This is a genomic window from Streptomyces sp. NPDC091972 (assembly GCF_044756385.1).
GTDB lineage: Bacteria > Actinomycetota > Actinomycetes > Streptomycetales > Streptomycetaceae > Streptomyces.
Map to the genome: position 1 here is coordinate 1 of NZ_JBIVSV010000016.1, position 23087 is coordinate 23087.

Annotated in this window: 17 protein-coding genes; 4 read left to right on the forward strand and 13 right to left on the reverse strand. The window is 71.9% G+C overall.

What is annotated here, in order from left to right:
* Positions 1-329 precede the first annotated feature (329 nt).
* Positions 330-1337: a stage II sporulation protein M gene (locus ACIQJT_RS35760; RefSeq protein WP_402649926.1), complete on the reverse strand. Its 1008-nt coding sequence runs from the start codon at positions 1335-1337 to the stop codon at positions 330-332.
* 129 nt (positions 1338-1466) lie between these two features.
* Here ACIQJT_RS35760 and ACIQJT_RS35765 point away from each other — a divergent pair, with 129 nt between their 5' ends.
* The gene (locus ACIQJT_RS35765) at positions 1467-2474 is read left to right on the forward strand and encodes an RDD family protein (RefSeq protein WP_402649927.1); all 1008 of its coding nucleotides are present in this window, start codon (positions 1467-1469) and stop codon (positions 2472-2474) included.
* 10 nt (positions 2475-2484) lie between these two features.
* Here the strand turns inward: ACIQJT_RS35765 and ACIQJT_RS35770 are convergent, their stop codons facing one another.
* Both ACIQJT_RS35770 and ahcY read right to left on the reverse strand, forming a co-directional pair.
* A complete protein-coding gene (locus tag ACIQJT_RS35770) occupies positions 2485-3114 on the reverse strand; it encodes a hypothetical protein (protein WP_402649928.1) in 630 nt (209 codons plus the stop codon).
* 148 nt (positions 3115-3262) lie between these two features.
* Complete coding sequence (gene ahcY, locus ACIQJT_RS35775) at positions 3263-4720, reverse strand: adenosylhomocysteinase (protein ID WP_402649929.1); 1458 nt, start codon at positions 4718-4720, stop codon at positions 3263-3265.
* A gap of 492 nt (positions 4721-5212) precedes the next feature.
* Here ahcY and ACIQJT_RS35780 point away from each other — a divergent pair, with 492 nt between their 5' ends.
* Positions 5213-7744 (forward strand): fructose-specific PTS transporter subunit EIIC, encoded by a 2532-nt coding sequence (locus ACIQJT_RS35780; protein WP_402649930.1) that lies wholly within the window; start codon positions 5213-5215, stop codon positions 7742-7744.
* A 75-nt stretch (positions 7745-7819) separates the two neighbouring features.
* Here ACIQJT_RS35780 and ACIQJT_RS35785 read toward each other — a convergent pair whose 3' ends face one another.
* From ACIQJT_RS35785 to ACIQJT_RS35815, 7 genes are all read right to left on the reverse strand, one after another.
* A complete protein-coding gene (locus ACIQJT_RS35785) occupies positions 7820-8800 on the reverse strand; it encodes a cation diffusion facilitator family transporter (protein ID WP_365451692.1) in 981 nt (326 codons plus the stop codon).
* Between the two features lie 144 nt (positions 8801-8944).
* Positions 8945-10096: a mannose-6-phosphate isomerase, class I gene (manA, locus tag ACIQJT_RS35790; protein WP_402649931.1), complete on the reverse strand. Its 1152-nt coding sequence runs from the start codon at positions 10094-10096 to the stop codon at positions 8945-8947.
* Positions 10097-10141: 45 nt separating this feature from the next.
* Positions 10142-11269, reverse strand: coding sequence for an SIS domain-containing protein (locus tag ACIQJT_RS35795; protein ID WP_365451696.1), 1128 nt, complete (start codon positions 11267-11269; stop codon positions 10142-10144).
* 172 nt (positions 11270-11441) lie between these two features.
* A complete protein-coding gene (locus ACIQJT_RS35800; protein WP_020940431.1) occupies positions 11442-11612 on the reverse strand; it encodes a Trm112 family protein in 171 nt (56 codons plus the stop codon).
* 190 nt (positions 11613-11802) lie between these two features.
* Entirely contained in the window at positions 11803-13170 is a 1368-nt protein-coding gene (locus ACIQJT_RS35805) for a phosphomannomutase/phosphoglucomutase (protein WP_402649932.1), read from the reverse strand.
* A gap of 114 nt (positions 13171-13284) precedes the next feature.
* Entirely contained in the window at positions 13285-14901 is a 1617-nt protein-coding gene (locus tag ACIQJT_RS35810) for an L-lactate permease (protein ID WP_402649933.1), read from the reverse strand.
* A 136-nt stretch (positions 14902-15037) separates the two neighbouring features.
* A complete protein-coding gene (locus tag ACIQJT_RS35815) occupies positions 15038-15409 on the reverse strand; it encodes a DUF3499 domain-containing protein (RefSeq protein WP_020120748.1) in 372 nt (123 codons plus the stop codon).
* A 355-nt stretch (positions 15410-15764) separates the two neighbouring features.
* On the opposite strand from ACIQJT_RS35815, the gene ACIQJT_RS35820 reads away from it, so the two are divergent.
* Positions 15765-16208: a metallopeptidase family protein gene (locus ACIQJT_RS35820; protein ID WP_078959810.1), complete on the forward strand. Its 444-nt coding sequence runs from the start codon at positions 15765-15767 to the stop codon at positions 16206-16208.
* Between the two features lie 22 nt (positions 16209-16230).
* On the opposite strand, the gene ACIQJT_RS35825 is transcribed toward ACIQJT_RS35820, so the two are convergent.
* The 3 genes from ACIQJT_RS35825 to ACIQJT_RS35835 all read right to left on the reverse strand — a co-directional run bounded on the left by ACIQJT_RS35825 (position 16231) and on the right by ACIQJT_RS35835 (position 21838).
* Positions 16231-17733, reverse strand: a complete 1503-nt coding sequence (locus ACIQJT_RS35825) for a DUF5719 family protein (RefSeq protein WP_402649934.1) — start codon at positions 17731-17733, stop codon at positions 16231-16233.
* Positions 17730-21392, reverse strand: coding sequence for a glycosyltransferase (locus tag ACIQJT_RS35830; protein ID WP_402649935.1), 3663 nt, complete (start codon positions 21390-21392; stop codon positions 17730-17732). Before ACIQJT_RS35830 ends, ACIQJT_RS35825 begins: the two co-directional genes overlap by 4 nt.
* A 182-nt stretch (positions 21393-21574) precedes the next feature.
* Positions 21575-21838, reverse strand: coding sequence for a WhiB family transcriptional regulator (locus ACIQJT_RS35835; protein WP_020137941.1), 264 nt, complete (start codon positions 21836-21838; stop codon positions 21575-21577).
* 699 nt (positions 21839-22537) lie between these two features.
* Here ACIQJT_RS35835 and ACIQJT_RS35840 point away from each other — a divergent pair.
* The gene (locus tag ACIQJT_RS35840; RefSeq protein ID WP_402649936.1) at positions 22538-23083 is read left to right on the forward strand and encodes a cysteine dioxygenase; all 546 of its coding nucleotides are present in this window, start codon (positions 22538-22540) and stop codon (positions 23081-23083) included.
* Positions 23084-23087 lie beyond the last annotated feature (4 nt).

Below are 23087 nucleotides of genomic sequence, written 5' to 3' on the forward strand. Positions count from 1 at the left end.
CTTCGGTCTTGCGTTTCCGACTCTATCAGACCGTTTCCGGTTCCGATTTCCTCGGTGCTTTCCAGGTTCCCGCTTCCGCGTTTCCCTTTCCGGCGCTCCCAACATTATCAGAAGTTTCAGGCCGGACTGACCGGCCATCCGTTTCCGATTTATCGGGAAGGGGCTTCTTCGAAATCGAGATTTCCAGAAGCAGACAGACACTCACCGCTGCCGAGCGGGAAGTATCCCAGCTCCAGGCAACTGTTCGAATCTACCTCCCCGCATCGTCCGTGTCAACGGCTCCTGTGGGGCGAAGGAGACAGTAGCAGCTCAGTACCGTCGCCTGCACATCAGGCGGCAGTGGGGACGCCGGCGCTGCGCTCGGCTGCCTCCACGTCGCCCGTGTCACCCGCCCGTGCCGCGCGTCCGCCCAGGACGAAGACGTAGGCGAGGAAGGCCAGCTCGGCGAGGATCCCGATGCCTATGCGGGCCCAGGTGGGCAGGCTCGAAGGCGTCACGAAGCCTTCGATCGCACCTGAGACGAACAGGACCAGGGCGAGGCCTATCGCCATACCGACGGCGGCTCGCCCCTCCTCCGCCAGCGCGGTACGGCGGGAACGGGGGCCCGGATCGATCAGGGTCCAGCCGAGGCGCAGGCCCGTGCCGGCGGCGACGAAGACCGCGGTCAGTTCGAGGAGGCCGTGCGGGAGGACCAGGCCGAGGAAGGTGTCGAGGCGGCCGACCGAGGACATCAGGCCGGCGCCGACACCGAGGTTGAGCATGTTCTGGAAGAGGATCCAGAGCACCGGGAGGCCCAGGAAGATGCCCAGGACCAGGCACGTGGCAGCGGCTTGGGCGTTGTTCGTCCACACCTGGGCGGCGAAGGACGCGGCTGGATGGCTCGAGTAGTACGTCTCGTACTGGCCACCGGGGCGGGTGAGCTCCCGCAGTTCGCTGGGGGCCGCTATGGAGGACTGCACTTCGGGATGGGTGCCGATCCACCAGCCCAGGAGGGCTGCGACGACGGTGGACAGCAGCGCGGTGGGCACCCACCAGTGACGCGATCGGTAGACGGCGGCGGGGAAGCCGTACGCGAGGAAGCGTGTGACATCGCGCCAGGAGGCGCGGCGGGTTCCTGTGACGGCACTACGCGCGCGTGCCACGAGTTGGCTGAGCCGGCCGGTGAGCTGTGGGTCGGGGGCGCTGGACTGGATCAGGGAAAGATGGGTGGCCGTGCGCTGGTAGAGGGCGACGAGTTCGTCCGTCTCGGCGCCGTTGAGGCGGCGCTGGCGCCGGAGCAGGGCGTCGAGGCGGTCCCACTCGGCTCGGTGGGCGGTGACGAAGACGTCGAGGTCCATCGGTTTGCCTGCTCCTCGGCTGATCGTCGGCGGTCCGTCGTGGATGTCAGCTTGTCGTACTGCGGCACGATGCGCTCTCAGCTTGGCAGACTGGCTGTTCACGAGGCAGGTCAGGGAAGGGCGGCGGGCGTGAGTGAGCTGGTGACGGGCGAGGCGGTGGCGCTCGAGTTGCGTCCCGCGAGGCTGCCCAGCAGGGCGTTGGCCGTGCTGATCGACCTGATCGTGGCCGTGGTCGTGTACGTCGCCGTGACCATCGCGGTGGTGGCCGCTGCCGCTTCTCTGGACGACGCGGCCCAGATGGCGCTGTCGATCGCCGCGTTCCTGCTCGTCCTGGTGGGCGGGCCGATCGCGGTCGAGACGCTGAGCCACGGGCGGTCGCTGGGGAAGCTCGCCGTGGGGCTTCGCGTGGTGCGGGACGACGGAGGACCCATCCGGTTCCGGCATGCGCTGGTGCGGGGTGCGATCGGTGTGGTCGAGATTCTGATGACGTTCGGGGTCGTGGCCTGTATCGCCTCGCTCGTCTCGGCGCGTGGCCGTCGGCTCGGTGACGTGTTCGCGGGGACGCTGGTCGTGCGGGAGCGGATCCCCGTGGCGCCCAGCGGCTTCGTACCGCCGCCTCCGCCGTGGCTGGCCGGCCGGTTCTCGGGGCTCGACCTGTCGGCGGTTCCCGATGGACTGTGGCTGGCCATACGTCAGTACCTGACCCGGATGCACCAGCTCGACCCGCAGGTCGGCTGGGCGATGGCGGAGCGGCTGGCGGCCGATCTCGCGGCGCGTACGGGTGCTCCGGCGCCGAGGGACGTGCCGCCGGGTGCGTATCTGGCGGCGGTGGTGCAGGAGCGGCAGGTCCGTGAGTCCCGGCGGGCCTTCGGCGGCACCGCGCCGGGGGCCGGGTCGTCCGCTGCCGTGGTGCCCGGTGGCGCCGCGGCCGGGATGCGGGGTGGCTATCCGCATCCGGAGATGCGGCCCGCCGGTCCCTTCTCCCCTCCCTCTCCTCAGCCGCCCGTCTCGTACGGCGGCGAGGCGAGTGCGGTCGTGGAGCGTCCCGGCGTTCCGGTCGGGGAGGTCTCCGACGGCCCCGCGCCCACCGTGCCGTCGGAGGGCAGGCCCGCGTCCGGGTTCGTCCCGCCGGCGTGATCCCGCGGGGTCAGTCGGCCGGTGTTCCAGGGAACGCCGACGGCGGTGACTCGAGGTCCTCCAGCTCGATCCCGGGGGCCGCGAGGACCACGTCCCCGGCGATGTGCACGGAGTGCTGCTCGCCCGTGTCCAGGGCTGTGACCTGGTACTCCTCCACGATCAGCGAGCCGTTGTCAGTGGCGTGTGCTTCTCTTTCCAGCAAGGTCCAGGACTGGTCCACGGTGCGCGGGGCGAGGACGGGGTCCGTGAAGGCCACGAGGCGTACGCGGGTTGCTGATGCGGAGGGGGTGAGGCGCAGGAGACGAGTGGTGGCGACGAGGAACGCGGGGGACGTGCCGGTGAAGGCGTGGGCGGGGACATTGCCTTCCGTGGCTCGGGTCCCGGTGGGGTCCGTGCGGACCCAGGTGACGCCGTCGAGCGCGGCACCGCGTACCTGCCAGTCCCCGGCGTGCAGTTCGAGGCGGATGGGGCGGCCGAGTTCGTCGAGGGCGAGGTCGACCGAGCCGCTGTGATCGCCCGCGGGGGTGGTCAGCCGAGAGACGTAACGCCAGCCGGACGGGCCGGGGGCGCACTGGAAGTGTTCTTCCGCGAGGGGGGTGTGATCGTGCGGATCGTGGAGCGAATAACGGCCGCGGGGCATGGGTGTCCTGGGTTCTGACGGGCTGTCCGGCCTGACGGTCACGCGGTGAGGGAGCAGGGCCGAAGAAGGATCACAAGGCCAAAGGGGCAGGCCCCCGACACGGGGGTGCGGGGGCCTGCCTCGGAGGACTGCTGCTGTGTCGTGCGGCTCAGTAGCGGTAGTGGTCCGGCTTGTACGGGCCCTCGACCTCGACGCCGATGTACGCCGCCTGCTCCGGGCGCAGCTGGGTCAGCTTCACGCCGAGCGCGTCCAGGTGGAGGCGGGCGACCTTCTCGTCGAGGTGCTTGGGCAGCACGTAGACGTCGGTCGGGTACTCGTCGGGCTTGGTGAACAGCTCGATCTGGGCCAGGGTCTGGTCCGCGAAGGAGTTGGACATCACGAACGACGGGTGACCGGTGGCGTTGCCCAGGTTCAGCAGGCGGCCCTCGGACAGGACGATGATCACCTTGCCGTCGGGGAAGGTCCAGGTGTGGACCTGCGGCTTGACCTCGTCCTTGACGATGCCGGGGATCTGGGCGAGGCCGGCCATGTCGATCTCGTTGTCGAAGTGGCCGATGTTGCCGACGATCGCCTGGTGCTTCATCTTGGCCATGTCCGAGGCCATGATGATGTCCTTGTTGCCGGTCGTGGTGATGAAGATGTCGGCCTTGTCGACGACCTCGTCCAGCGTCGTGACCTGGTAGCCGTCCATCGCCGCCTGCAGGGCGCAGATCGGGTCGATCTCGGTGACGATGACGCGGGCGCCCTGGCCGCGCAGGGACTCCGCACAGCCCTTGCCCACGTCGCCGTAGCCGCAGACGACCGCGGTCTTGCCGCCGATGAGGACGTCGGTGGCGCGGTTGATGCCGTCGATCAGGGAGTGGCGGCAGCCGTACTTGTTGTCGAACTTCGACTTGGTGACGGCGTCGTTCACGTTGATCGCCGGGAACAGCAGGGTGCCGTCACGGTGCATCTCGTACAGGCGGTGGACGCCCGTGGTGGTCTCCTCGGTCACGCCGCGGATCTCCGAGGCGAGCTGGGTCCACTTCTGGGAGCCCTCGGTGATGGTGCGGTTGAGGAGCTCCAGGATGACCCGGTGCTCCTCGTTCTCGGCGGTGTCGACCGAGGGGACCTTGCCGGCCTTCTCGTACTCGACGCCCTTGTGGACGAGGAGGGTGGCGTCGCCGCCGTCGTCGAGGATCATGTTCGGGCCGCCGGTGGGGGTGTTCGGCCAGGTCAGAGCCTGCTCCGTGCACCACCAGTACTCCTCCAGGGTCTCGCCCTTCCAGGCGAAGACCGGGACGCCCTGGGGGTTGTCCACGGTGCCGTTCGGGCCGACGGCGATGGCGGCGGCCGCGTGGTCCTGGGTGGAGAAGATGTTGCAGGACGCCCAGCGGACCTCGGCGCCCAGGGCGACGAGGGTCTCGATGAGGACGGCGGTCTGCACGGTCATGTGCAGGGAGCCGGTGACGCGGGCGCCGGCGAGCGGCTGCGCCTCGGCGTACTCCTTGCGGATCGCCATCAGGCCGGGCATCTCGTGCTCGGCGAGGGTGATCTCCTTACGGCCGAACTCGGCCAGGGAGAGGTCGGCGACCTTGAAGTCCTGTCGGTTCTCGACAGTCGTCATTACGAGCTGCTCCTCGGGGTTGGGGCGCGGTGGGTACGGCTGGTCTGCGCGGCGGCGGACACAGGGGTGCCCGAAGAGGACACAGGCATGCCCGGTGCGCGCAGCGCAGTCCGTCGGAGGCCCTCTCTCCCTCGGCCGGTCCGCGGTGGGACCGCCCGACCGCCATCAGCAGCGACGTCTGGCTCCGTCCCAAGCTACACCGGTCGGCCGGGCCGCCCCAGTCCGCCTCCGCATGCATCAGGCCGATCAGGGACGGCCGGCGGGGACACCGACGGGACACCGCAAGCCGTCCTGGCAGGGTGCCCGGACGACGGTGACAACACGCCTGCGAATTATGGAATGAGCGGCAACAGACCAGGTCATGCGGGAACTTTTGCCTGTTGGACGACCGGGGCAGGTGAGGGAGGATGCGAGGCCCAACGGAGCAGCAGAGCGGTCTCGCGGGGCGTCCGGGACGGCGCTTCCGAGTGACACAGGCGTGAGGAGATCGACGTGACCAGTCCGGCCGGACCTCCCCCCACGGGCGGCGACAGTGAGCGGCGGCAACGGGTGAAGCTGCTGGCGGTGACCGCGTGCCCGACCGGCATCGCGCACACGTACATGGCCGCGGAGAAGCTGGCGCAGGCCGCCGCGAGCCGTGGCATCGACATGAAGGTGGAGACCCAGGGCTCGATCGGGGCTGAGAACATCCTCGATGACAACGATGTCAGCACCGCGGACGGAATCATCGTCGCCGCGGACAAGGACGTGGACCTGAGCCGCTTCGTGGGCAAGCGGGTGCTGACCGTGGGCGTGGCGGAGGGAATACACCACCCCGAGCAGTTGATCGAGCGGGTGCTGTCGGCGCCGGTGCACACCTCGGACGGAACCCCGGCGGCGACGGCGTCGGGCGGTGGCAAGGAGCGGAGCGTCGGGTACAAGGCGCTGATGAACGGGGTCAGTTACATGATCCCGTTCGTGGTGGTCGGCGGGCTGCTGATCGCGATCTCGCTCTCGCTCGGCGGGCACACCGACCCGTCCGGCGGCCTGGTCATCCCGAAGGACTCCTTCTGGATGGACATCAACAACATCGGCGTCATCGGCTTCACGCTGATGGTGCCGATCCTCTCCGGATACATCGCCTACGCGATCGGTGACAGGCCGGCGCTGGTGCCCGGCATGATCGGCGGCTGGATCGCGAACACGGGGGACCTGTACGACTCGGAGGCGGGTGCCGGGTTCATCGGGGCGATCGTGATCGGGTTCCTCGCCGGATATCTGGTGCTGTGGATCAAGAAGGTCAAGGTCCCGAAGTTCGTGCAGCCGATCATGCCGATCATCGTGATCCCGATCGTGGCGACCACGGCGCTCGGGCTGTTCTTCATCTACGTGATCGGGAAGCCGATCTCCTGGGTGTTCGAGCACCTGACCGACTGGCTCAGCGGGATGACGGGCACCAGCGCGGTCCTGCTGGGCGCGATCCTGGGGCTCATGATCGCGTTCGACATGGGCGGGCCGGTCAACAAGACGGCGTTCCTGTTCGGGGCGGGGCTCATCGCCACGGGCAACCAGACGGTCATGGGCATGTGTGCGGCGGCGATCCCCGTCATGCCGCTCGGGCAGGGCCTGGCCACACTGATCCGCAGGCGGCTCTACACCGAGCAGGAGCGGGAGACCGGGCTGGCCGCGCTGTTCATGGGCTGTTTCGGCATATCCGAGGGCGCGATCCCGTTTGCGGCGGCGCGGCCGGCGCAGGTCATCCCGGCCAACATGCTCGGGGGCGCGGTGGCCGGAGCGATCGCCGGTGTCGCCGGGGTCGAGGACGCGGTGCCGCACGGCGGGCCGATCGTGGCGGTGCTGGGTGCGGTGAGCGGGGTGCCGCTGTTCTTCGTGGCGGTGCTGATCGGCACGGCGGTCACCGCGCTGACGACGGTCACGCTGGTCGATCTCGGCGAGCGCAAGCGCGAGGGCGGAGTGCCGTTCGGCGACGCACGCGTGGGCGGGCCGGCAGTGGCCGGGCCGCTGGAGCCGGCGCTTGTCGGAGTGGGCACCGGTGCTGCGGCGGGTGGAGCGGCCGCAGCCGTGGCGGCGGAACGGATCGTCACCTCGTCGGGCGCGCCCGGCGCGGAAGTAGCGGCGGACGGGGGTCAGACGGCCGGGGCAGCCCGCGATGGGGGCACTGACGCCGGGACCGAAACCGCCGGGGAGGAACCCGGTGCCGACGCCAACCCCGACGCGATCCTCCGGCGCAGCGCCGAAGCCCGGGCGGAAGGGACCCGGGACAACGCCGGTGCCGACCCCGAACCCGACGAGACCCTCAAGTCCAACGCCGACGCCAGGACCGAAACCCTCCGGGACGAGGCCGGTGCCGGCACCCGCCCCGGTGAGTCCACCGGGCCCAGTGCCGAAGCCCTGCCCGCCACCGTCCAGGGCGACACCGGCGGCACCCCTGACGAGACCGCCAGGCCCAGCGGCGGGGCCGCGCCCCATGCCGGTGCCGCAGCCGAAGCCGGTGTGCCCGCCGGGACGGACACCGGAGCCGGAATCGGCGGCCCGGCCGACCTCCATCCCCCGGCCGCACCGGACCGCCAGGTCCTCTCCGGCCATCTCACCGAGCAGACCGTGAAGGTGTCCCTCGACGCCCGGGACAAGGAGGGGGCCGTCCGGGAGATGGCGGAGTTGCTCGCCCGGACCGGCAAGGTGACGGACGTGGACGAGTTGGTGGCGACCGCGCTGCGGCGGGAGGAGCAGGGGACCACCGGGCTCGGGGAGGAGATCGCGATCCCGCATGCCAAGACGGATGCGGTGTCTGCGCCCGTCGTCGGGTTCGCACGGTCCGCCGAGGGCGTCGAGTGGGGCTCGCTGGACGGGACGAAGGCCAGGCTGGTCTTCATGATCTGCGTGCCGGAGGCAGCCGCGGGCGACGAACACCTGCGCATCCTGGCGCAGCTGTCGCGGAAGCTGATGGACGCCGCGTTCCGGGCGCGGCTGATCGCGGCGCCCGATGAGCGGGCCGTGCTGGACGTACTGAGCGAGATCGGGTGAGCGGGATCGGGTGAGCGAAGGGCCCGCGTCCCCGGTGCGGGGTCGCGGGCCCGTGCAGCCGCTGCGGACCGGTGATCAGTGCTCGGCGGGATGCGGCGCCGGTCCCCCGGGGGTCGCCTCGCGGTCGGCACCCTTGCGGGCCTCGGCCTCGCTGTAGATGTCCGGTTCGAGGTAGATGACGCGGGCGATGGGCACGGCCTCGCGGATGCGGGACTCGGCGGCGTTGATCGCGGCGGCGACCTCGCCGGCCGTGTCGTCGTGCTGGACGGCGATCTTGGCGGCGACGAGCAGTTCCTCGGGGCCGAGGTGGAGTGTGCGCATGTGGATGATGCCGGTGACGGTGTCGCCGTCGACGATCGCGGCCTCGATCTTCTGGACCGCCTCGATGCCGGCGGCCTCGCCGAGCAGCAGGGACTTCGTCTCCATCGCCAGGACGAGGGCGATCAGGATGAGCAGGACGCCGATGCAGAGGGTGCCGATGCCGTCCCACAGGCCGTCGCCGGTGAGCAGGGCCAGGCCGACGCCGCCGAGGGCGAGGATCAGGCCGACGAGGGCGCCGAAGTCCTCCAGGAGGACGACCGGGAGTTCGGGTGCCTTGGCGCGGCGCACGAACTCCTTCCAGGAGAGGTTGCCGCGCAGCGGGTTGGACTCCTTGATGGCCGTCCGGAAGGAGAAGCCCTCGGCGATGATCGCGAAGACGAGGACGCCCACCGGCCAGTACCAGTGCTCGATCTCGTGCGGATGCTTGATCTTCTCGTAGCCCTCGTACACGGCGAACATGCCGCCGACCGAGAAGAGGACGATGGAGACCAGGAAGGCGTAGATGTAGCGCTCGCGGCCGTAGCCGAAGGGGTGTTGCGGGGTGGCCTCGCGCTGGGCCTTCTTGCCGCCGACGAGCAGCAGGAACTGGTTGCCGGAGTCGGCGAGCGAGTGCACGCCCTCGGCGAGCATCGAGGACGAGCCGCTGAACGCGAACGCCACGAACTTCGATGCCGCGATCGCGAGGTTGGCGCCGAGTGCCGCCACGATCGCCTTGGTTCCGCCTGACGCGCTCATGTGGTCGCGTTGTCCCTTCGCCTCAAGTGCCTCTACGCCGTCCAGGCCTTTGCCCGTCCTTTGCCGGAGGGCCATTCTTGCAGCCTCCCCCGGCACGGGCGTTTCAGCCGTCCACAGGCCCGGTCATACGATCACACGCTTCCGTCACACGATCACGGTCGCCCGGAAGACCGTGCCGGTGCCGGACGCCTCGGCCGTCTCGCCCGCCGGTACGAACACCGACTGGCCGGGGCGCAGTTCGTGTTCCCCGACTCGCACGGAACCTGCCGTGCAGAGCAGGATCTGCGGGGTCGGGCGGGTCAGGTCGTGGGTGGCGGCTCCCTCGGGGAGGACATACCGGGACAGCCGGAACTCGTCGATGGGGGTCTCGTAGACCTCCTCGCCGTCGGGGGACGCCTCGGGGCGCAGCACGCCCGGGTCGGCGGCCTCGAAGCGGACGATGCGCAGGAGCTCGGGTACGTCGACGTGCTTGGGGGTGAGGCCGCAGCGCAGGACGTTGTCCGAGTTGGCCATGATCTCGACGCCCAGGCCGCTGAGGTAGGCGTGCGGGATGCCGGCGCCGAGGAACAGGGCCTCGCCGGGCTGGAGTCGGACGTGGTTGAGGAGCATCGCGGCGAGGACGCCCGGGTCGCCCGGGTAGTGGTGGGCGATGTCGGCGTAGGGCGCGTGGTCGCCGCCGAGGCGGGCGCAGGCGGCAGCGGCCTCGCTGACCGTGTGGGCCATCTCCTCGCGGTCGGCGGTGAGGATCGCGGTCAGGACCTCGCGCAGCGCCGCCTCCTCGGGGTGGGCGTGCAGGAGGTCGACGTACGGCTTGAGGGAGTCGACGCCGAGCGCGTCGAGCAGCTCGGCCGCGCGCGCGGGTTCACGGAAGCCGCACAGGCCGTCGAACTCGGTGAGCGCGCAGATCAGTTCGGGCTTGTGGTTGGCGTCCTTGTAGTTGCGGTGGCCCGCGTCGACGGGGATGCCTCGGCGCTCCTCGTCCTCGTAGCCCGCTTTCGCCTGCGCGAGGTCGGGGTGGACCTGGAGGGAGAGCGGGGCGCCGGCGGCGAGGATCTTGAGCAGGAAGGGCAGGCGCGGGCCGAACCTGGCGACCGCCTCGGCGCCGAGTTCCTTCACCGGGTCCGCGTCGATGACCTCGGCGAGGGTGCCTCGGCCGGTGCGTGAGGGAGCTCCCGGGTGGGCGCCCATCCACATCTCCGCCTGCGGTTCACCGGTCGGCTCCACGCCGAGGAGTGCGGGGATGGCGGTGGTGGAGCCCCAGGCGTAGGGGCGGATCGTGTTGTCGAGGCGGTCCATCGGGCTCTTTCTGTACGTACGGCGTTCAGGGCGTCCTGGGCTACGTCAGGCCCCGGAGGCGAGCGCCAGGTAAACGGCGGCGAAATCCGTGACGGCGATCAGTTCCGCGAGGGTCTCGATCTCGCCCCCGGACTCCGGTTCCAGCTCGCTGATCGGCGTGTCGTGGCTCAGGGCCAGGTCACGGGCGGCCGGGGCGGCGCTGAGACCGCCGATCGGACGGTCGCGGAGGAGCACCACGCGTGCGCGCAGCGCGGGAGGTTCCTCGACGCGGTCGCGGAAGAAGTCGTCGGGGTCGGCGCCGGCGGCCAGCGGTCCGGAGAGCAGCGTGCTGTGCGCGGCGAGGGCCTCGGGCAGTTCGGCGACCACGGACGGGCGGCCGGAGAGTTCGGCGAGGGCCGCGGCGAATCGCCGTCCCGCGGGGCCAGCGGAGGTGCCCTCGGTCCAGATCACCGGCAGCGCGTCGGCGAGTTCGGCGGCGAGGGTCTTGGCCGGGTTGCTGTAGGTCGCGATGGCGGGGCCGCAGCGCTCGGCGATGTGGTCCAGGCGGCCGGCGATCTTCTCGAGGATGTCCGGCGGGGCGGTGAGCAGGCCGGTGCGGTCGAGGATCGCGAGGAACGGGGTGAGCAGGGCCCACAGGACGCCGGGGGCGGAGGCGGTGAGCGGGGTCTCCTGCTCGTACGGGGCGGTCGCCATGGGCACGAACAGGCCGTGGGCGCCCTCGACCGCCTCGGCGAGCGGGGTGCGGGCGGGGGCCACGGCGACGACCGTGCAGCCGCGGCGGTAGGCATGGTCGGCGAGCAGGGACAGGCCCGGTTCGGTGCCGTCGGGGGTGGCGATCAGGAGCAGGTCGACCGAGCCGGCCCAGCCGGGGAGTTCCCAGCGCAGGGCGCCCGCGGCGGGGGCGACGCCGGTGGGGGCGAGGCGGGTGACCGGGCTGCCGGCGCCGGCCAGCGTGCCGAGGAGGTCGGCCACGTGGGTGGCGGCGGCGCCGGGGCCCGCGATGAGGACCGCGCGCGGACGGCCGTCGGGCTTGAGGTCGTTGACCCCGGCCTCGGCGGCGTGCCGGGCGGCGGTGCGGACGCGGGCGCCGGCCTCGGCGGCACCGCGGAGCAGGCCTCGGCGGTCGGCCTCCGAGAGGGCCTCGGGGGTGTCGAGCAGCGATTCGTCGAGCATGGGGCGGCAGCCTCCGATCGCCGGGTCTCCGGGACGCCGGATTGTCGCTTCGCCGGGTCGTCGGTCGCGGGTCCGGGACGCCGGTGGTCGCTGGGGGTCGCTGTGCGGTTGTCGCTCACGGCCGCTCGGGCGCTGTCCGGCCCGGGGCCGGCGGGGCGCTCGGGCGGAGGGTTCAGGCGGGGCGGCGGGCCTCGTCGACGAGGAGGACGGGGATGCCGTCACGGACGGGGTACGCCAGGCCGCAGTCCTGGCCGGTGCAGATCAGCTCGGCGTCCTGCTCCTTGAGGGGGGCGTGGCAGGCCGGGCAGGCGAGGATCTCCAGGAGGCCGGCTTCGAGCGGCATGGGGGTTCCCTTCGGGGCGGTACGACTGCTTGTGCGGATGTGCCTGGTCAGAGTACCGCCGGGAGGAGTTGGGTGCGGGGGTTGGGCCGAGGTCGGGGGGCGGGGCGCCGCCGGGGTTCTCCACCCCCGCCGCCCCGGCTCGTCTCCCCGGTCGCCCAGCGGCCCGCCCCTCGCCCCCCGGGCCACGGGATCAGGCCCTGATGATCGCCAGGACTTCGTCGCGCACCTTCGCCATCGTCGCCTCGTCCCTCGCCTCCGCGTTCAGGCGCAGGAGGGGCTCGGTGTTGGAGGGGCGGACGTTGAACCACCAGTCGGCTGTGGTGATCGTGAGGCCGTCGAGTTCGTCGAGCCGTACGCCCTCCTGGCCCTCGTAGGCCGCCCTGATCGCTGCCAGGCGGTCCGTCTGGTCGGCGACCGTGGAGTTGATCTCGCCGGAGCCCGCGTAGCGGTCGTACTGGGCCACCAGGGACGACAGCGGGCCTTCCTGGCCGCCCAGCGCGGCCAGGACGTGCAGGGCCGCCAGCATGCCCGTGTCGGCGTTCCAGAAGTCCTTGAAGTAGTAGTGCGCGGAGTGCTCGCCGCCGAAGATCGCGCCGGTCCTGGCCATCTCCGCCTTGATGAAGGAGTGGCCCACGCGGGTGCGTACGGGTGTGCCGCCGTTCTCCTCGACGACCTCCGGCACCGACCAGGACGTGATCAGGTTGTGGATGACCGTGCCCCTGCCGCCGTGCCGGGCGAGCTCCCGGGAGGCCACCAGGGCGGTGACGGCGGACGGGGAGACCGGGTCTCCGTGCTCGTCGACGACGAAGCAGCGGTCGGCGTCGCCGTCGAAGGCGATGCCGAGGTCGGCCCCCTCTTCGCGGACGCGCTTCTGGAGGTCGACGATGTTGGCCGGGTCAAGGGGGTTGGCCTCGTGGTTCGGGAAGGTGCCGTCCAGTTCGAAGTACATCGGGACGGTGTCCAGGGGCAGCCCGGCGAAGACGGTCGGGACGGTGTGACCGCCCATGCCGTTGCCCGCGTCGACGACGACCTTGAGGGGGCGGATGGAGGTCAGGTCGACGAGGGAGCGCAGGTGGGCCGCGTAGTCCCGCAGCGTGTCCCGCTCGGTGACGGTCCCCGTGACGGCCGCCGGCTCCGGGCCGCCCGTCTCGCTCCACCGCTCGACCAGTGCGCGGATCTCGGCGAGGCCGGTGTCCTGGCCCACCGGGGCGGCGCCCGCGCGGCACATCTTTATGCCGTTGTACTGCGCGGGGTTGTGGGAGGCCGTGAACATCGCGCCCGGCAGGTCCAGCGCGCCGGAGGCGTAGTAGAGCTGGTCGGTCGAGCACAAACCGATCTCGGTGACGTCGACACCGCGGGCGGCCGATCCGCGCGCGAAGGCCCGCGACAGGGCGGGGGACGTGGGCCGCATGTCGTGACCCGTCACGATGGCGCTCGCCCCGGTCACCTGGACGAAAGCGGCACCGAAGAGCTCGGCCAGCGTCTCGTCCCACTGGTCGGGAACGACTCCGCGCACGTCGTACGCCTTTACGAGCTGTGACAGATCAGCCACGGCCAACCCTTCTGAAAGTCCTGTCGGTCACCACAAACTACCCGGGCGTACTGACAGCGCGTAGTGCGGGAGGCGAGTGGACGCCCAGCCGTTATCTGAGGTCAGAGGGCGTCCAGGGGGTCAGGGCAGCATCCAGTCCAGTACGGGTGAGCTCTGCCCGACCACGATCAGGCACATCACCAGCAGCAGTCCGAGGCTCCAGGGCAGCACCTTGCGCAGCAGGTCCCCCTCGCGGCCCGCGAGTCCGACGGCCGCGCAGGCGATGGTGAGGTTCTGCGGCGAGATCATCTTGCCGAGCACGCCGCCGGAGCTGTTGGCGGCCGCCAGCAGCTCGGGCGACAAGCCGGACTCGCGGGCCGCGGTCACCTGCAACGCCCCGAACAGCGCGTTGGCCGAAGTGTCGGAGCCGGAGACGGCCACCCCGAACCAGCCCAGGACCGGCGACAGGAAGGCGAGGCCCGCGCCCGCGGCGGCCACGAAGTGGCCGATGGTGGCGGCCTGTCCGGAGAGGTTCATGACGTACGCGAGCGCCAGCACGGACGTCACGGTCAGGATCGCGAACCTCAACTCATGGACGGTGGCCGCCCATTCACGCACCGCCCCGCGCGCGTGCACGCCGAGCACGAGGGCCGTGAGGACTCCCGCGAGCAGCACGAGGGTGCCGCCGGTGGAGACGACCGGCCAGGTGAAGACGTTGCCGCCGACCGGATCGCCGTCGGGGTCCACGACGTTCAGGAAGGGCCAGTCGTACGTCCGGGTCGCCTTGGCCAGCCAGTCCTTGACGGCCGGGACCTGGGCGACGGAGAAGATCACGACGATCAGGGCGTACGGCGCGTAGGCGCGCAGGACTTCGCCGCGCGGGTCGGTCTCGTCCAGGTCCTCGCTGCGCGCGCCGGTCAGCACGGACGCGCGTACGGACTCGTCGGCCGGTACGCGTGCGCGTGGCACGGCGACCAGGGCGCCCGCGCCGGCCAGCGCCGCCCCGATGTCGGCCAGTTGGGCGGAGACGTAGTTGGAGGCCGCGAACTGGGCGACGGCGAAGGCCACTCCGCAGACCAGGGCGGGCACCCAGGTCTCGCGCAGGCCCCGCTTGCCGTCGACGAGGAGCACCAGGACGAGGGGCACCACGAGGGCCAGCAACGGCGTCTGACGGCCCACCACGGACGCCACGTCGTCCAGGGGCAGTCCGGTGACCTGAGCGAGTGTCACCACCGGTGTGCCCATGGCCCCGAAGGCGACGGGGGCGGTGTTGGCGACCAGCGCGACGACCGCCGCGCGCACCGGGTCGAAGCCGAGAGCGACGAGCATGACCGAGCAGATCGCGACCGGGGCGCCGAAGCCCGCGAGGGCCTCCAGGAGCGCGCCGAAGCAGAAGGCGACCACGAGGGCCTGGATGCGCGGGTCGTCGGAGAGCCGCCCGAAGGAGCGGCGCAGGATGTCGAAGTGCCGGGTGCGGACGGTCATCCGGTACACCCACAGGGCGTTGACGACGATCCACAGGATGGGGAAGAGGCCGAAGACGGCCCCCTGGGCGGCGCTGGAGACGGTCTGGCCCAGTGGCATGCCGTAGGCGAGCCGGGCGACCAGAGCGGCCGCCAGGAGGCCGGTGAGGCCCGCCAGGTGCGCCTTCATGCGGACAGCGCCGAGCAGGACGAGGACGATCACCAGGGGCAGGGCCGCGACGAGGGCGGACAGCCCGAGCGAGTGGGCGACGGGTTCGAGTTCCTGGACGTACACGGGCGCCTCCCCGATTCCGTCATGCGGAAAGCGATGTCTCACTTCGGCTCACGGAATGGTCGCGTCCGCGCCGACGAAACGTCAATGGGCGTGCGTCAGTCGACGGAACACGTGCCCAAGTGGCAGGCGGAACGGTTCAGTTGTCCGGCGAGCGCAGCACCCGGAGATGACCGCGGCGCGCGACCTCCATCGGGTCGGCCCGCCGGGCCCCGCCGGCCTCGGCCGCGCGCTCCTGGGGACGGGCCGCCTCACGCACGGCGTTGGCGAGCGCTTCCAGGTCGTCCCCGCTGGGCCTGGCCGGGGCCGAACCGTCGAGGAGCCGGACGACCTCCCAGCCGCGCGGGGCGGTGAGGCGCTCGGAGTGCTCGGCGCACAGGTCGTAGCAGTGGGGTTCGGCGTAGGTGGCGAGCGGGCCGAGGACCGCGGTCGAGTCGGCGTAGACGTACGTCAGCGTCGCGACGGCGGGACGGCCGCAAGCGGTGCGCGAACAGCGACGTACAGGGCTCACGACGTTGGACGGTACCGCACTCTTGAGCGGGCCGCGACGACTCTCCCCCAGGTCACCCCACCGTGTCGTGTTGTGAAACGCCCCACACGCCCCTCCGATCACACCGCGGTGACCTGCGCGGACACCCGTTTCCGGACAGCCGGTCCGACCTGAATCCGATCACCACTCGGTACAAACCATGTCAATCGCCTAGCGATCGACGGTCTCGGAGAGATACGGAATCGAGCCCAACCTTGGCTGGAATGGTCAACCGCCGACACGCCGTACGAGGCGGCCGTACGTCGTTTCGGACGGTGTCCCGACAGCGCGTGGGGGCCGGGCACCGGAGGGCGGCGAGGATTACCCTTCACCAGTGATGGACAACCCCGTACCGCCCCGCGCCACCGGCCCCGGGCCCCGCCGCCGTGATCGCCACGGACGAGGCATGCGCGGTCCGATCGCCCCGCCGCAGGTACCGCTCGCCGCGAGCCGGGCGGAGGCGTTCGCGGACCTGGTGCAGGACTCCGTGGAGCGCCTGGAGCGGCGCTGGCCGCAGCTCGCCGACATCGATTTTCTGGTCCTGGAGGTCCCCCGGCTGGACGGGCGGACCTGGAACGACGAGGCGGTGCCGCTCGGCGGGACGATTCCCGCGCGGGAGGGACGCCCCGCGCGCGTGGTCGTCTACCGGCGTCCCGTGGAGATCCGCACCAAGGGGCGCGACGAGCGGGCCGCGCTGGTGCACGAGGTCGTCGTGGAGCAGATCGCGGAGCTGCTGGGACTCACCCCCGAGACGGTCGATCCGCGGTACGGCGAGGACTGAGCCGCCCACGGACCGTCCCGGGCTACTTCTGGAGCACCGACAGGTCCTGGTCCGCCTCCGGCACCGCGACCATGCCCCGGTCGTCCGGGAGGGTCTGGATCGTGAAGCCCGGGACGCCGTCCTCCGTCGCCGCCAGGGTGCGGGCGCCGTAGACGGGGCCGCCCGAGACCCGCTCCACCGTGAGGGCGTAGGTGCCCTTGAGGCCGGTCGGGACCGGGGCCTCCACGTTCTGCGTGGTGCCCGCCTTGAGGGTGAACGTCTTCGAGACGGCCTCGCCGCCCTCGCTGCCCGCCGAGGCCGTGACCTTGACGGTGGCGGCGCCCTTGGGGGCGGTCAGGGACAGCGTGGTCCCCTTGGCGCTGTTGTCGGCGACCGTCGCGCGCGCGCCGACCGGCCGGGTGGCGGGGATGAAGGCCGTCTCCTGGTCGTCGCCCTTGCCGCGGACGACCCGCAGCGCGGCGACCACCGGCGCGGAGGCGTCGGTGGAGGTGAGCACCAGCGAACCGGCCTCCCCGCGCGTGACGTCACCGAGGTCGGCCGAGGCCGTCATGCCCGCCTTCACGTGCAGCGTCTCGTTGCCGGCGGGGGTGATCAGGCCGGACGGGGACGCGAGCTGCACCTTCAGGTCGGCGTCGGAGTCGCCGGGCGTGAAGGCGACCAGGCGCACGGCGGTGGCGTCCTTCGGGATGCCCGGCAGCACCAGGCTGCCGGACGGGTCCGTGGAGGCGGCCAGCCAGTCACCGCCGAGCTTGTCGTCCAGCGCCTGCACGGCCGCGCCCACGCGCCCGCTGCGGACGTTCACATGGACGGTGAGGTTCTCCTGCTTCTCCTCGGTGAGCGTGGACAGCAGGATCGGGTCGCTGGAGTGCGGCGCGACGGTGATGCCCTCCCCCAGCGTGGAGTCCAGGGCGCCGTCCTTGCCGTAGAGCTCGATGTCGACGACGGCGGCGGAGTCGTCGGGGTTGGTCAGGTGGACGTAGTCGGTGCGGTCGGCGGCCGTGCTCACGCCCGGGAACCAGAACTCGGTGTCGGGGGCCGAGCAGTTGACGCCCTGCAGCCCGCGTCCGGAGCCCGCGGCGACCTGCGTGGTCTCCTGGACGGTCCAGCCGGGCGCGAACTTCCCCTCGGCGGTGCCGACGAGAGCCGGCGCGTCGCCGCCTGAGGTGTCACCGGTGGCGGGCTTGCCGGGCTCCACGGGCGCGAGGACAGGCTTGTCGGCCTTCTTGCCCTTGCCCTTGCCCTTGCTCTTGCCCTTGCTCTTGTCGTCCGACTTCTCGGCGGCCGCCTGGAGTGCGGCCTTGCCGTCGCCGCCCGCGTCCTTGGTGACGGGAGTGAAGGACGTGTACGACGTCTCCGCTATGTCGGAGGTGCTGGGCGAGGGGCACAGCAGGCTGGTGCGCTCCACGGGCAGCTCGGTGGCCGTCCCGGCGGTGCCGGCGGCCTGCGGTGAGCTGAGCGTGGCGAACCCGGTGACGGCGGCGAGCGCCGCGGTGCCGGCGATGAGGGACACGGTGGTGCGGTTCACTGCTGACTCCCGTCGGGGCGCTCGCTGCCGGGGGCGCCCGGGTGCTGCTGCGCCGGGTCGTACGCGGGGTCGTAGCCCTGGTCGTACTGCTGCTGCTCGTACTGGCCGCCGTACGTCTGGTCGTACGACGTCTGCTGGTGCTGCCCGCCGTAGGCGTACGGGTCGTACTGGCCGCCCTGGTAGGGGTCCGCCTGGTACGGCTGCTGGTCGTAGCCGCCCGCCGGGTACTGCTGGGCGTTCTGGTACTGGTCACCGGCGTAGCTGCCGTACTCGGCGTGCGCGTGGTTCGGGGCGTCCCAGTCGCCGTAGGACTGCTGCTGGGGGACCGCGGCGGGGGCCTCCTGCGGAGGTGCGGGGAAGTCCTCGGGTGCGGGGGTCTCCTCGGCGTCGGCCTGGGCGCGCAGCCGGCGGGCGCGGCGGCCCTCGCCCGCGACGGCCTGGGCGGGCACGGCCGGCTCCTCGGGGAGGTCGTCGTCGACGTCGCGGCGGCGGCCGGGCAGGGCCATCACCACCAGGACGACGGCGAGGAAGCCCTGGATCCACAGCCACAGGGTGTGGGTGAAGGGGTCGTCGAAGGTGACGTCCAGCCTGCCGCCGGAGGCGGGCAGTTCGAAGCCCTGGGCCCAGCCGTCGACCGTGGTGCGGGTCAGCGGCTTGCCGTCCAGGGTGGCCGTCCAGCCCTCGTCGGCGGTGTCGGCGAGGCGCAGGACGCGGCCTTCGGCACCGGACGGGACCGTGGTGTGGATGTCGACGGGGCCCGCGGCGACGGGGGTCGCGGGGCCGGAGCCGGACTTCGCGACGATCGTCGCGCGCGCGACCTCCTGGTCGACCCGCCACAGTCCGCTGCCGTCCTGCTGGCTGAGCCGGGTCAGGCCGGGGGTGGCGTCCAGCACGCGCGTGACCTCGCGGGGCGCGCCCTTGTGGACGAGGACGTAGCGCACGGCGAAACCGCCGAGCTGGTTCGCCTGGTCGGCGCCGGAGCCGGCGACGAGGTTGGCCACGACCTTGTCCAGCCTGGCGTTCTCACCGTCGGCCGCGGCCAGTTCGGCGTCGCCGAGGCGGGCGCCGGAGCCGCGCACCAGCATGTAGCCGACGTGGGCGGAGGAGTCGCTGTCGAGGACGAGGGTGCGAGCCTGGTCGCGGGTGCCGCTCTCCTCGGCGACGAACGCCGGCACCTGCACGGGGTCGCGGCGCTCCAGCGGTCCGTCGGCGCCGCCGATCATCCAGCCGGCGGCGACGAGCAGCGGGCCCGCTGCGGACGCGAAGGCGATCAGCGCGGCGACCGGCTGGCGCCAGCCGAAGCTCTGCTCGGCCACACGCGCGCGTGCCCCGTCGGCGCCGAGCATGGCGGCGGCCAGCAGGGCGAGGCCGTAGACGAGGGTGGCGGGGCCGGCCCAGGTCGACTCGTTGGACAGGACCGCGAAGACGAGGCCGACCAGGGCCACCGCCCAGGCCGTCCAGATGGCGAACTGCCGCTCGGTGCGCAGCAGGGCGGCCAGCGCGGCCAGCACCACGCCGATGAGCATCAGGCCGTCGACGGTGCCGGGCCCGCCGGGGCTCGCGCCCAGCAGGTCCAGCGCGGAGGCGGTGGACGAGCCGTACTCCAGGCCCGCCTGCTCGAAGAAGCCGAACGGGAGCAGCGTCAGCGACCAGGGCGCGAGGACCAGCAGCGGGGTGCCGAACTGGGCCAGGAAGCGCAGGCCGTAGGCGGTGATGTCGCCGCGGCGCACCACCAGCAGGCCGATGCCGAGGAGCAGCGTGATCGGCCAGACGATCGGTGTGAACGCGGTGGTGATCGTGAGCAGCAGGGCGAACGTCCAGGTGGCGCGCCAACTGCCACGCGCGCCCGTGCTGTTCGTCAGTCCGGCCGCCGCGACGCCGGCGCGCGCGATGAGCGGCAGCAGGACGGCGAGGACGGCCGTGCCGACGCGGCCGCCGGCGAGGGCGCCGGTGGCGGCGGGCAGGAAGGCGTAGACGACGGCCGCCCACGCGCGCAGGAGGCGGGACTCGACGAGCGGCCGGGAGGCGAAGTAGGCCGTGAAACCGGCCAGCGGCACCGAGCAGACCAGCAGGACCGTCAGCGCGAGCCCGGTCGAGCCGAACAGCACGGAGGACAGCGCGGCGATGATCGCCAGGTAGGGCGGCGCGGAGGGGGTGCCGCCGGCCCCCACCGTGTGCCACGCGTCCGCGTAGCGGGCCCACAGCTCGCTCGCGTCGGCCGGGGCGGGCAGCAGGGCACCGCCCGCGAGCGCGCCGCCGCCCAGGAGGTTGCGGCAGGCGACCAGGGCGACCAGCAGCAGCGCCAGGAAGAGCACCGGCCCCGGCTTGCGGGCGATGCGCTTGAGGCGGGCGAACTGCTCGATCTCCAGGAACTCGGCGTCGTCGCCGCCGGGTCCGGACTCGATGCCGCCGCCGTGGCGTCCGGCGGTGGAGGCGTCGGTGTCGGAGCCGCCGAAGAGGTTGCCCGCGACCTGCTCGACCGTGGCCCGCACGGTCGCTCCGGGCGGCGGGAACAACGGCCGGAGCTCGTCCTTGTCGACGACGGGCTTGCCGCGTCTGCCGCGTCCGGCGATGATCCGCTCGGGCCGCAGCAGGGTGCCGAGGAGGCCGCGGATCTCGTCGAGGGCCTGTCCGGGGACCTTGCCGACGAGGTAGGCGACGGTCCGCAGCAGGGTGCCGAGGACCAGCCGCAGCAGCACCCAGGGCAGCGCGGCGGTACGGGTGTTGACGAGCAGGGTGTAGGCGGCGCCGGCCTTGTCGACCTTGTGCGGGGAGGCGGTGGTGCGGCCCGCGCAGTCGACGGTGCGGCGCTCGCGGGAGGCCGCCTCGGCATGGCGGACGACGGCCTCGGGGGCGATGAGGACGCGGTGCCCGGCGGCCTGGGCGCGCCAGCACAGGTCGACGTCGTCCCGCATGAGGGGCAGGCGCCGGTCGAAGCCGCCGAGCTGCTCGAAGACGTCGCGGCGGATCAGCATGCCGGCGGTGGACACCGAGAGTACGGACCGGACGTGGTCGTGCTGGCCCTGGTCCTGTTCGCGGCGGTCGAGGCCGGTCCAGCGGCGGCCGGAGTTGGCGATGGAGACGCCGACCTCCAGGAGCTGCCGCTTGTCGTACCAGCCGCGGAGCTTGGGGCCCACGACGGCGACGTCGTCGCGGCCGAGCTCCAGTTCGTTCTCCACGACGCGCAGCAGTTCGGCCAGGGCGCCGGGTTCGGGGGCGCAGTCGTCGTGCAGCAGCCACAGCCACTGGACGGGCTCGCCGTGCGGCAGCTCCGGCAGGTCGTAGGCGTCGTCGCGCCAGGTGCGCGTGACCGGGTCCCAGCCGCTCGGCCGCTTGAGGTACGGCAGCTCGTCCGGGGTGAGGACCGGGGCGGTGCGCGTGGCCTCCTCGACGGCCTGGCCGAAGCCGGTGCGCCGGGCGAGGTGCAGCACCCGGTCGGCGCCGAGGGCCTCGGTGACCAGCCGGGCGGAGTCGTCCGCGCTGCCGGTGTCGGCGGCCAGGGCGAACTGCACGGGGCGCTCCTGGCCGAGCAGCCCGGCGAGCGCGTCGGGCAGCCAGCGGGCGCCGTCGTGGGAGACGAGCACCGCGGTCACCACGTGACGCGGGAACTCAGGGGTGGCAGCGTGGTCTTGGGCTGCCGTGTGGCTGTGCACGGACATCGAGGTACGGGCCCCGGTTCGGTGGACTGCGGTGGACGCCTGTGCCCTGAGGGGGCGGCGAGGCGTCTCGGACGAGCGCCCACACTATCGGCTGGGCAAGACGGCGGCCCGCCGCCTGTGGACAACCAGGTGCGACGGGCCGTGCGGTTGCGTACGAAAAGTGCGGTGACGCCTGCCTCGGATCAGACGGCGGCCTTCTTCAGCCTGCGGCGTTCGCGTTCCGACAGGCCGCCCCAGATGCCGAAGCGCTCGTCGTTGGCGAGGGCGTACTCAAGGCACTCGGAGCGGACCTCGCAGGAGAGGCAGACCTTCTTGGCCTCGCGGGTGGAGCCGCCCTTCTCCGGGAAGAAGGACTCGGGGTCGGTCTGGGCGCACAGCGCGCGCTCCTGCCAGCCGAGTTCCTCGTCCGCGTCGTCGACCAGCAGTTGCTGCACCGTCTCGGTCATGTGCGCCCCTCGTCTGTCTTTCGCGTCCCCGTGTGACGGCCGTTACCGATTTCGGCTGAACGACACGAGTGAAATTACAAGTGTGCTGCTCCGGGCGAGTCAAGCCGAGATCTGCTATTGGGCCCCTTATTCACTCTGCGGAACCAAGGCCTTGCTGAAAGTGTTCAAATCGGCATAAACCTTGACAAGCAGACGAGACCCGAAAGGGCTGCCGAGTCGCACCGGGCCTTGCGGACCTGTACGGGGAAGGACGCCCATCAGTTCGAACTCGTTCCGTACGCCCGTGTGGAAGTCACGGTGAACTCACGGCCCGTGCGCCCGGTTGTGCGCCATGTGTCCCGGTCGGCCCCTGAACAAACCTTTCACCACCCAGATGGACCGGATGAGGTGAAACATCTCCCACTTCCAGGGTGTCGAGTTGACAGTGAAGGTGTGAGCCGCTGTCCTTGTGGGCATGCTCGCGAACTTGGCGCTCACCTCGACCCGCACCGCCGGGTCCCACGGTGCTGCCCGCGCTCGCTGTAGCTGTTGTTGCTGTTCCAGCTGTTGAGCCCATCGCTCCGGCTGCTCCTGAGTCCATCGTGACTCGGCTGCTTGTGCCCCGCCCGCACCCGGGCATTCCTGTTCTCCCGCGATCCGGGCGGACGGTACGTGACACCCAGCCAGCCCCCCACTCTTCGCCGAGGATCCACCGCACCCATGAACAGCGACTACGACCTCCAGATCGCGGGCGACCTCCTCGAGGTCCCGCACCTCCTCCAGAGCCCCCGCGAGCACCCGGCCACCGTCGCCGAGTTCGCCGGACTGGCCCGCTCCATCGCCGCCGACCGCTCGCAGTGGGCCCACCTCGTCCGGTTCGACGCGACGAGCCGCTGGTACCACCGGCTGCGCACCGGACCCGGCTACGAGGTGTGGCTGCTGTCCTGGGTGCCCGGTCAGGGCAGCGGGCTGCACGACCACGGCCGCTCCGCAGGCGTCCTCACCGTCCTGGAGGGCGCGCTGACCGAGCGGACCGAGCGCGGCAAGCGCTCGCTGGCGGCGGGAGCGCAGCGGGTGTTCGCGCCGGGGTACGCGCACGAGGTCGTCAACGATGCGCTGGAGCCGGCGGTCAGCCTGCACGTCTACTACCCGGGTCTGACCGACATGCCGATGCTCCCCCAGTCCGCACTCGACGCGGCCGGACGGGCCCCCGTCGGCTGCGCCGCCGGCGGAGGCCGCACCGGGGCGGACGCCGTAACCGCATGACGCG

What these genes read in the sequence shown, in the direction of transcription:
- manA (WP_402649931.1), bottom strand. Translation starts at nt 10,096, where the DNA reads ATGGACCGCCTCGACAACACGATCCGCCCCTACGCCTGGGGCTCCACC.
- ACIQJT_RS35820 (WP_078959810.1), top strand. Translation starts at nt 15,765, where the DNA reads ATGGACAACCCCGTACCGCCCCGCGCCACCGGCCCCGGGCCCCGCCGC.
- ahcY (WP_402649929.1), bottom strand. Translation starts at nt 4,720, where the DNA reads ATGACGACTGTCGAGAACCGACAGGACTTCAAGGTCGCCGACCTCTCC.
- ACIQJT_RS35840 (WP_402649936.1), top strand. Translation starts at nt 22,538, where the DNA reads ATGAACAGCGACTACGACCTCCAGATCGCGGGCGACCTCCTCGAGGTC.
- ACIQJT_RS35760 (WP_402649926.1), bottom strand. Translation starts at nt 1,337, where the DNA reads ATGGACCTCGACGTCTTCGTCACCGCCCACCGAGCCGAGTGGGACCGC.
- ACIQJT_RS35785 (WP_365451692.1), bottom strand. Translation starts at nt 8,800, where the DNA reads ATGAGCGCGTCAGGCGGAACCAAGGCGATCGTGGCGGCACTCGGCGCC.
- ACIQJT_RS35770 (WP_402649928.1), bottom strand. Translation starts at nt 3,114, where the DNA reads ATGCCCCGCGGCCGTTATTCGCTCCACGATCCGCACGATCACACCCCC.
- ACIQJT_RS35795 (WP_365451696.1), bottom strand. Translation starts at nt 11,269, where the DNA reads ATGCTCGACGAATCGCTGCTCGACACCCCCGAGGCCCTCTCGGAGGCC.
- ACIQJT_RS35800 (WP_020940431.1), bottom strand. Translation starts at nt 11,612, where the DNA reads ATGCCGCTCGAAGCCGGCCTCCTGGAGATCCTCGCCTGCCCGGCCTGC.
- ACIQJT_RS35835 (WP_020137941.1), bottom strand. Translation starts at nt 21,838, where the DNA reads ATGACCGAGACGGTGCAGCAACTGCTGGTCGACGACGCGGACGAGGAA.
- ACIQJT_RS35830 (WP_402649935.1), bottom strand. Translation starts at nt 21,392, where the DNA reads ATGTCCGTGCACAGCCACACGGCAGCCCAAGACCACGCTGCCACCCCT.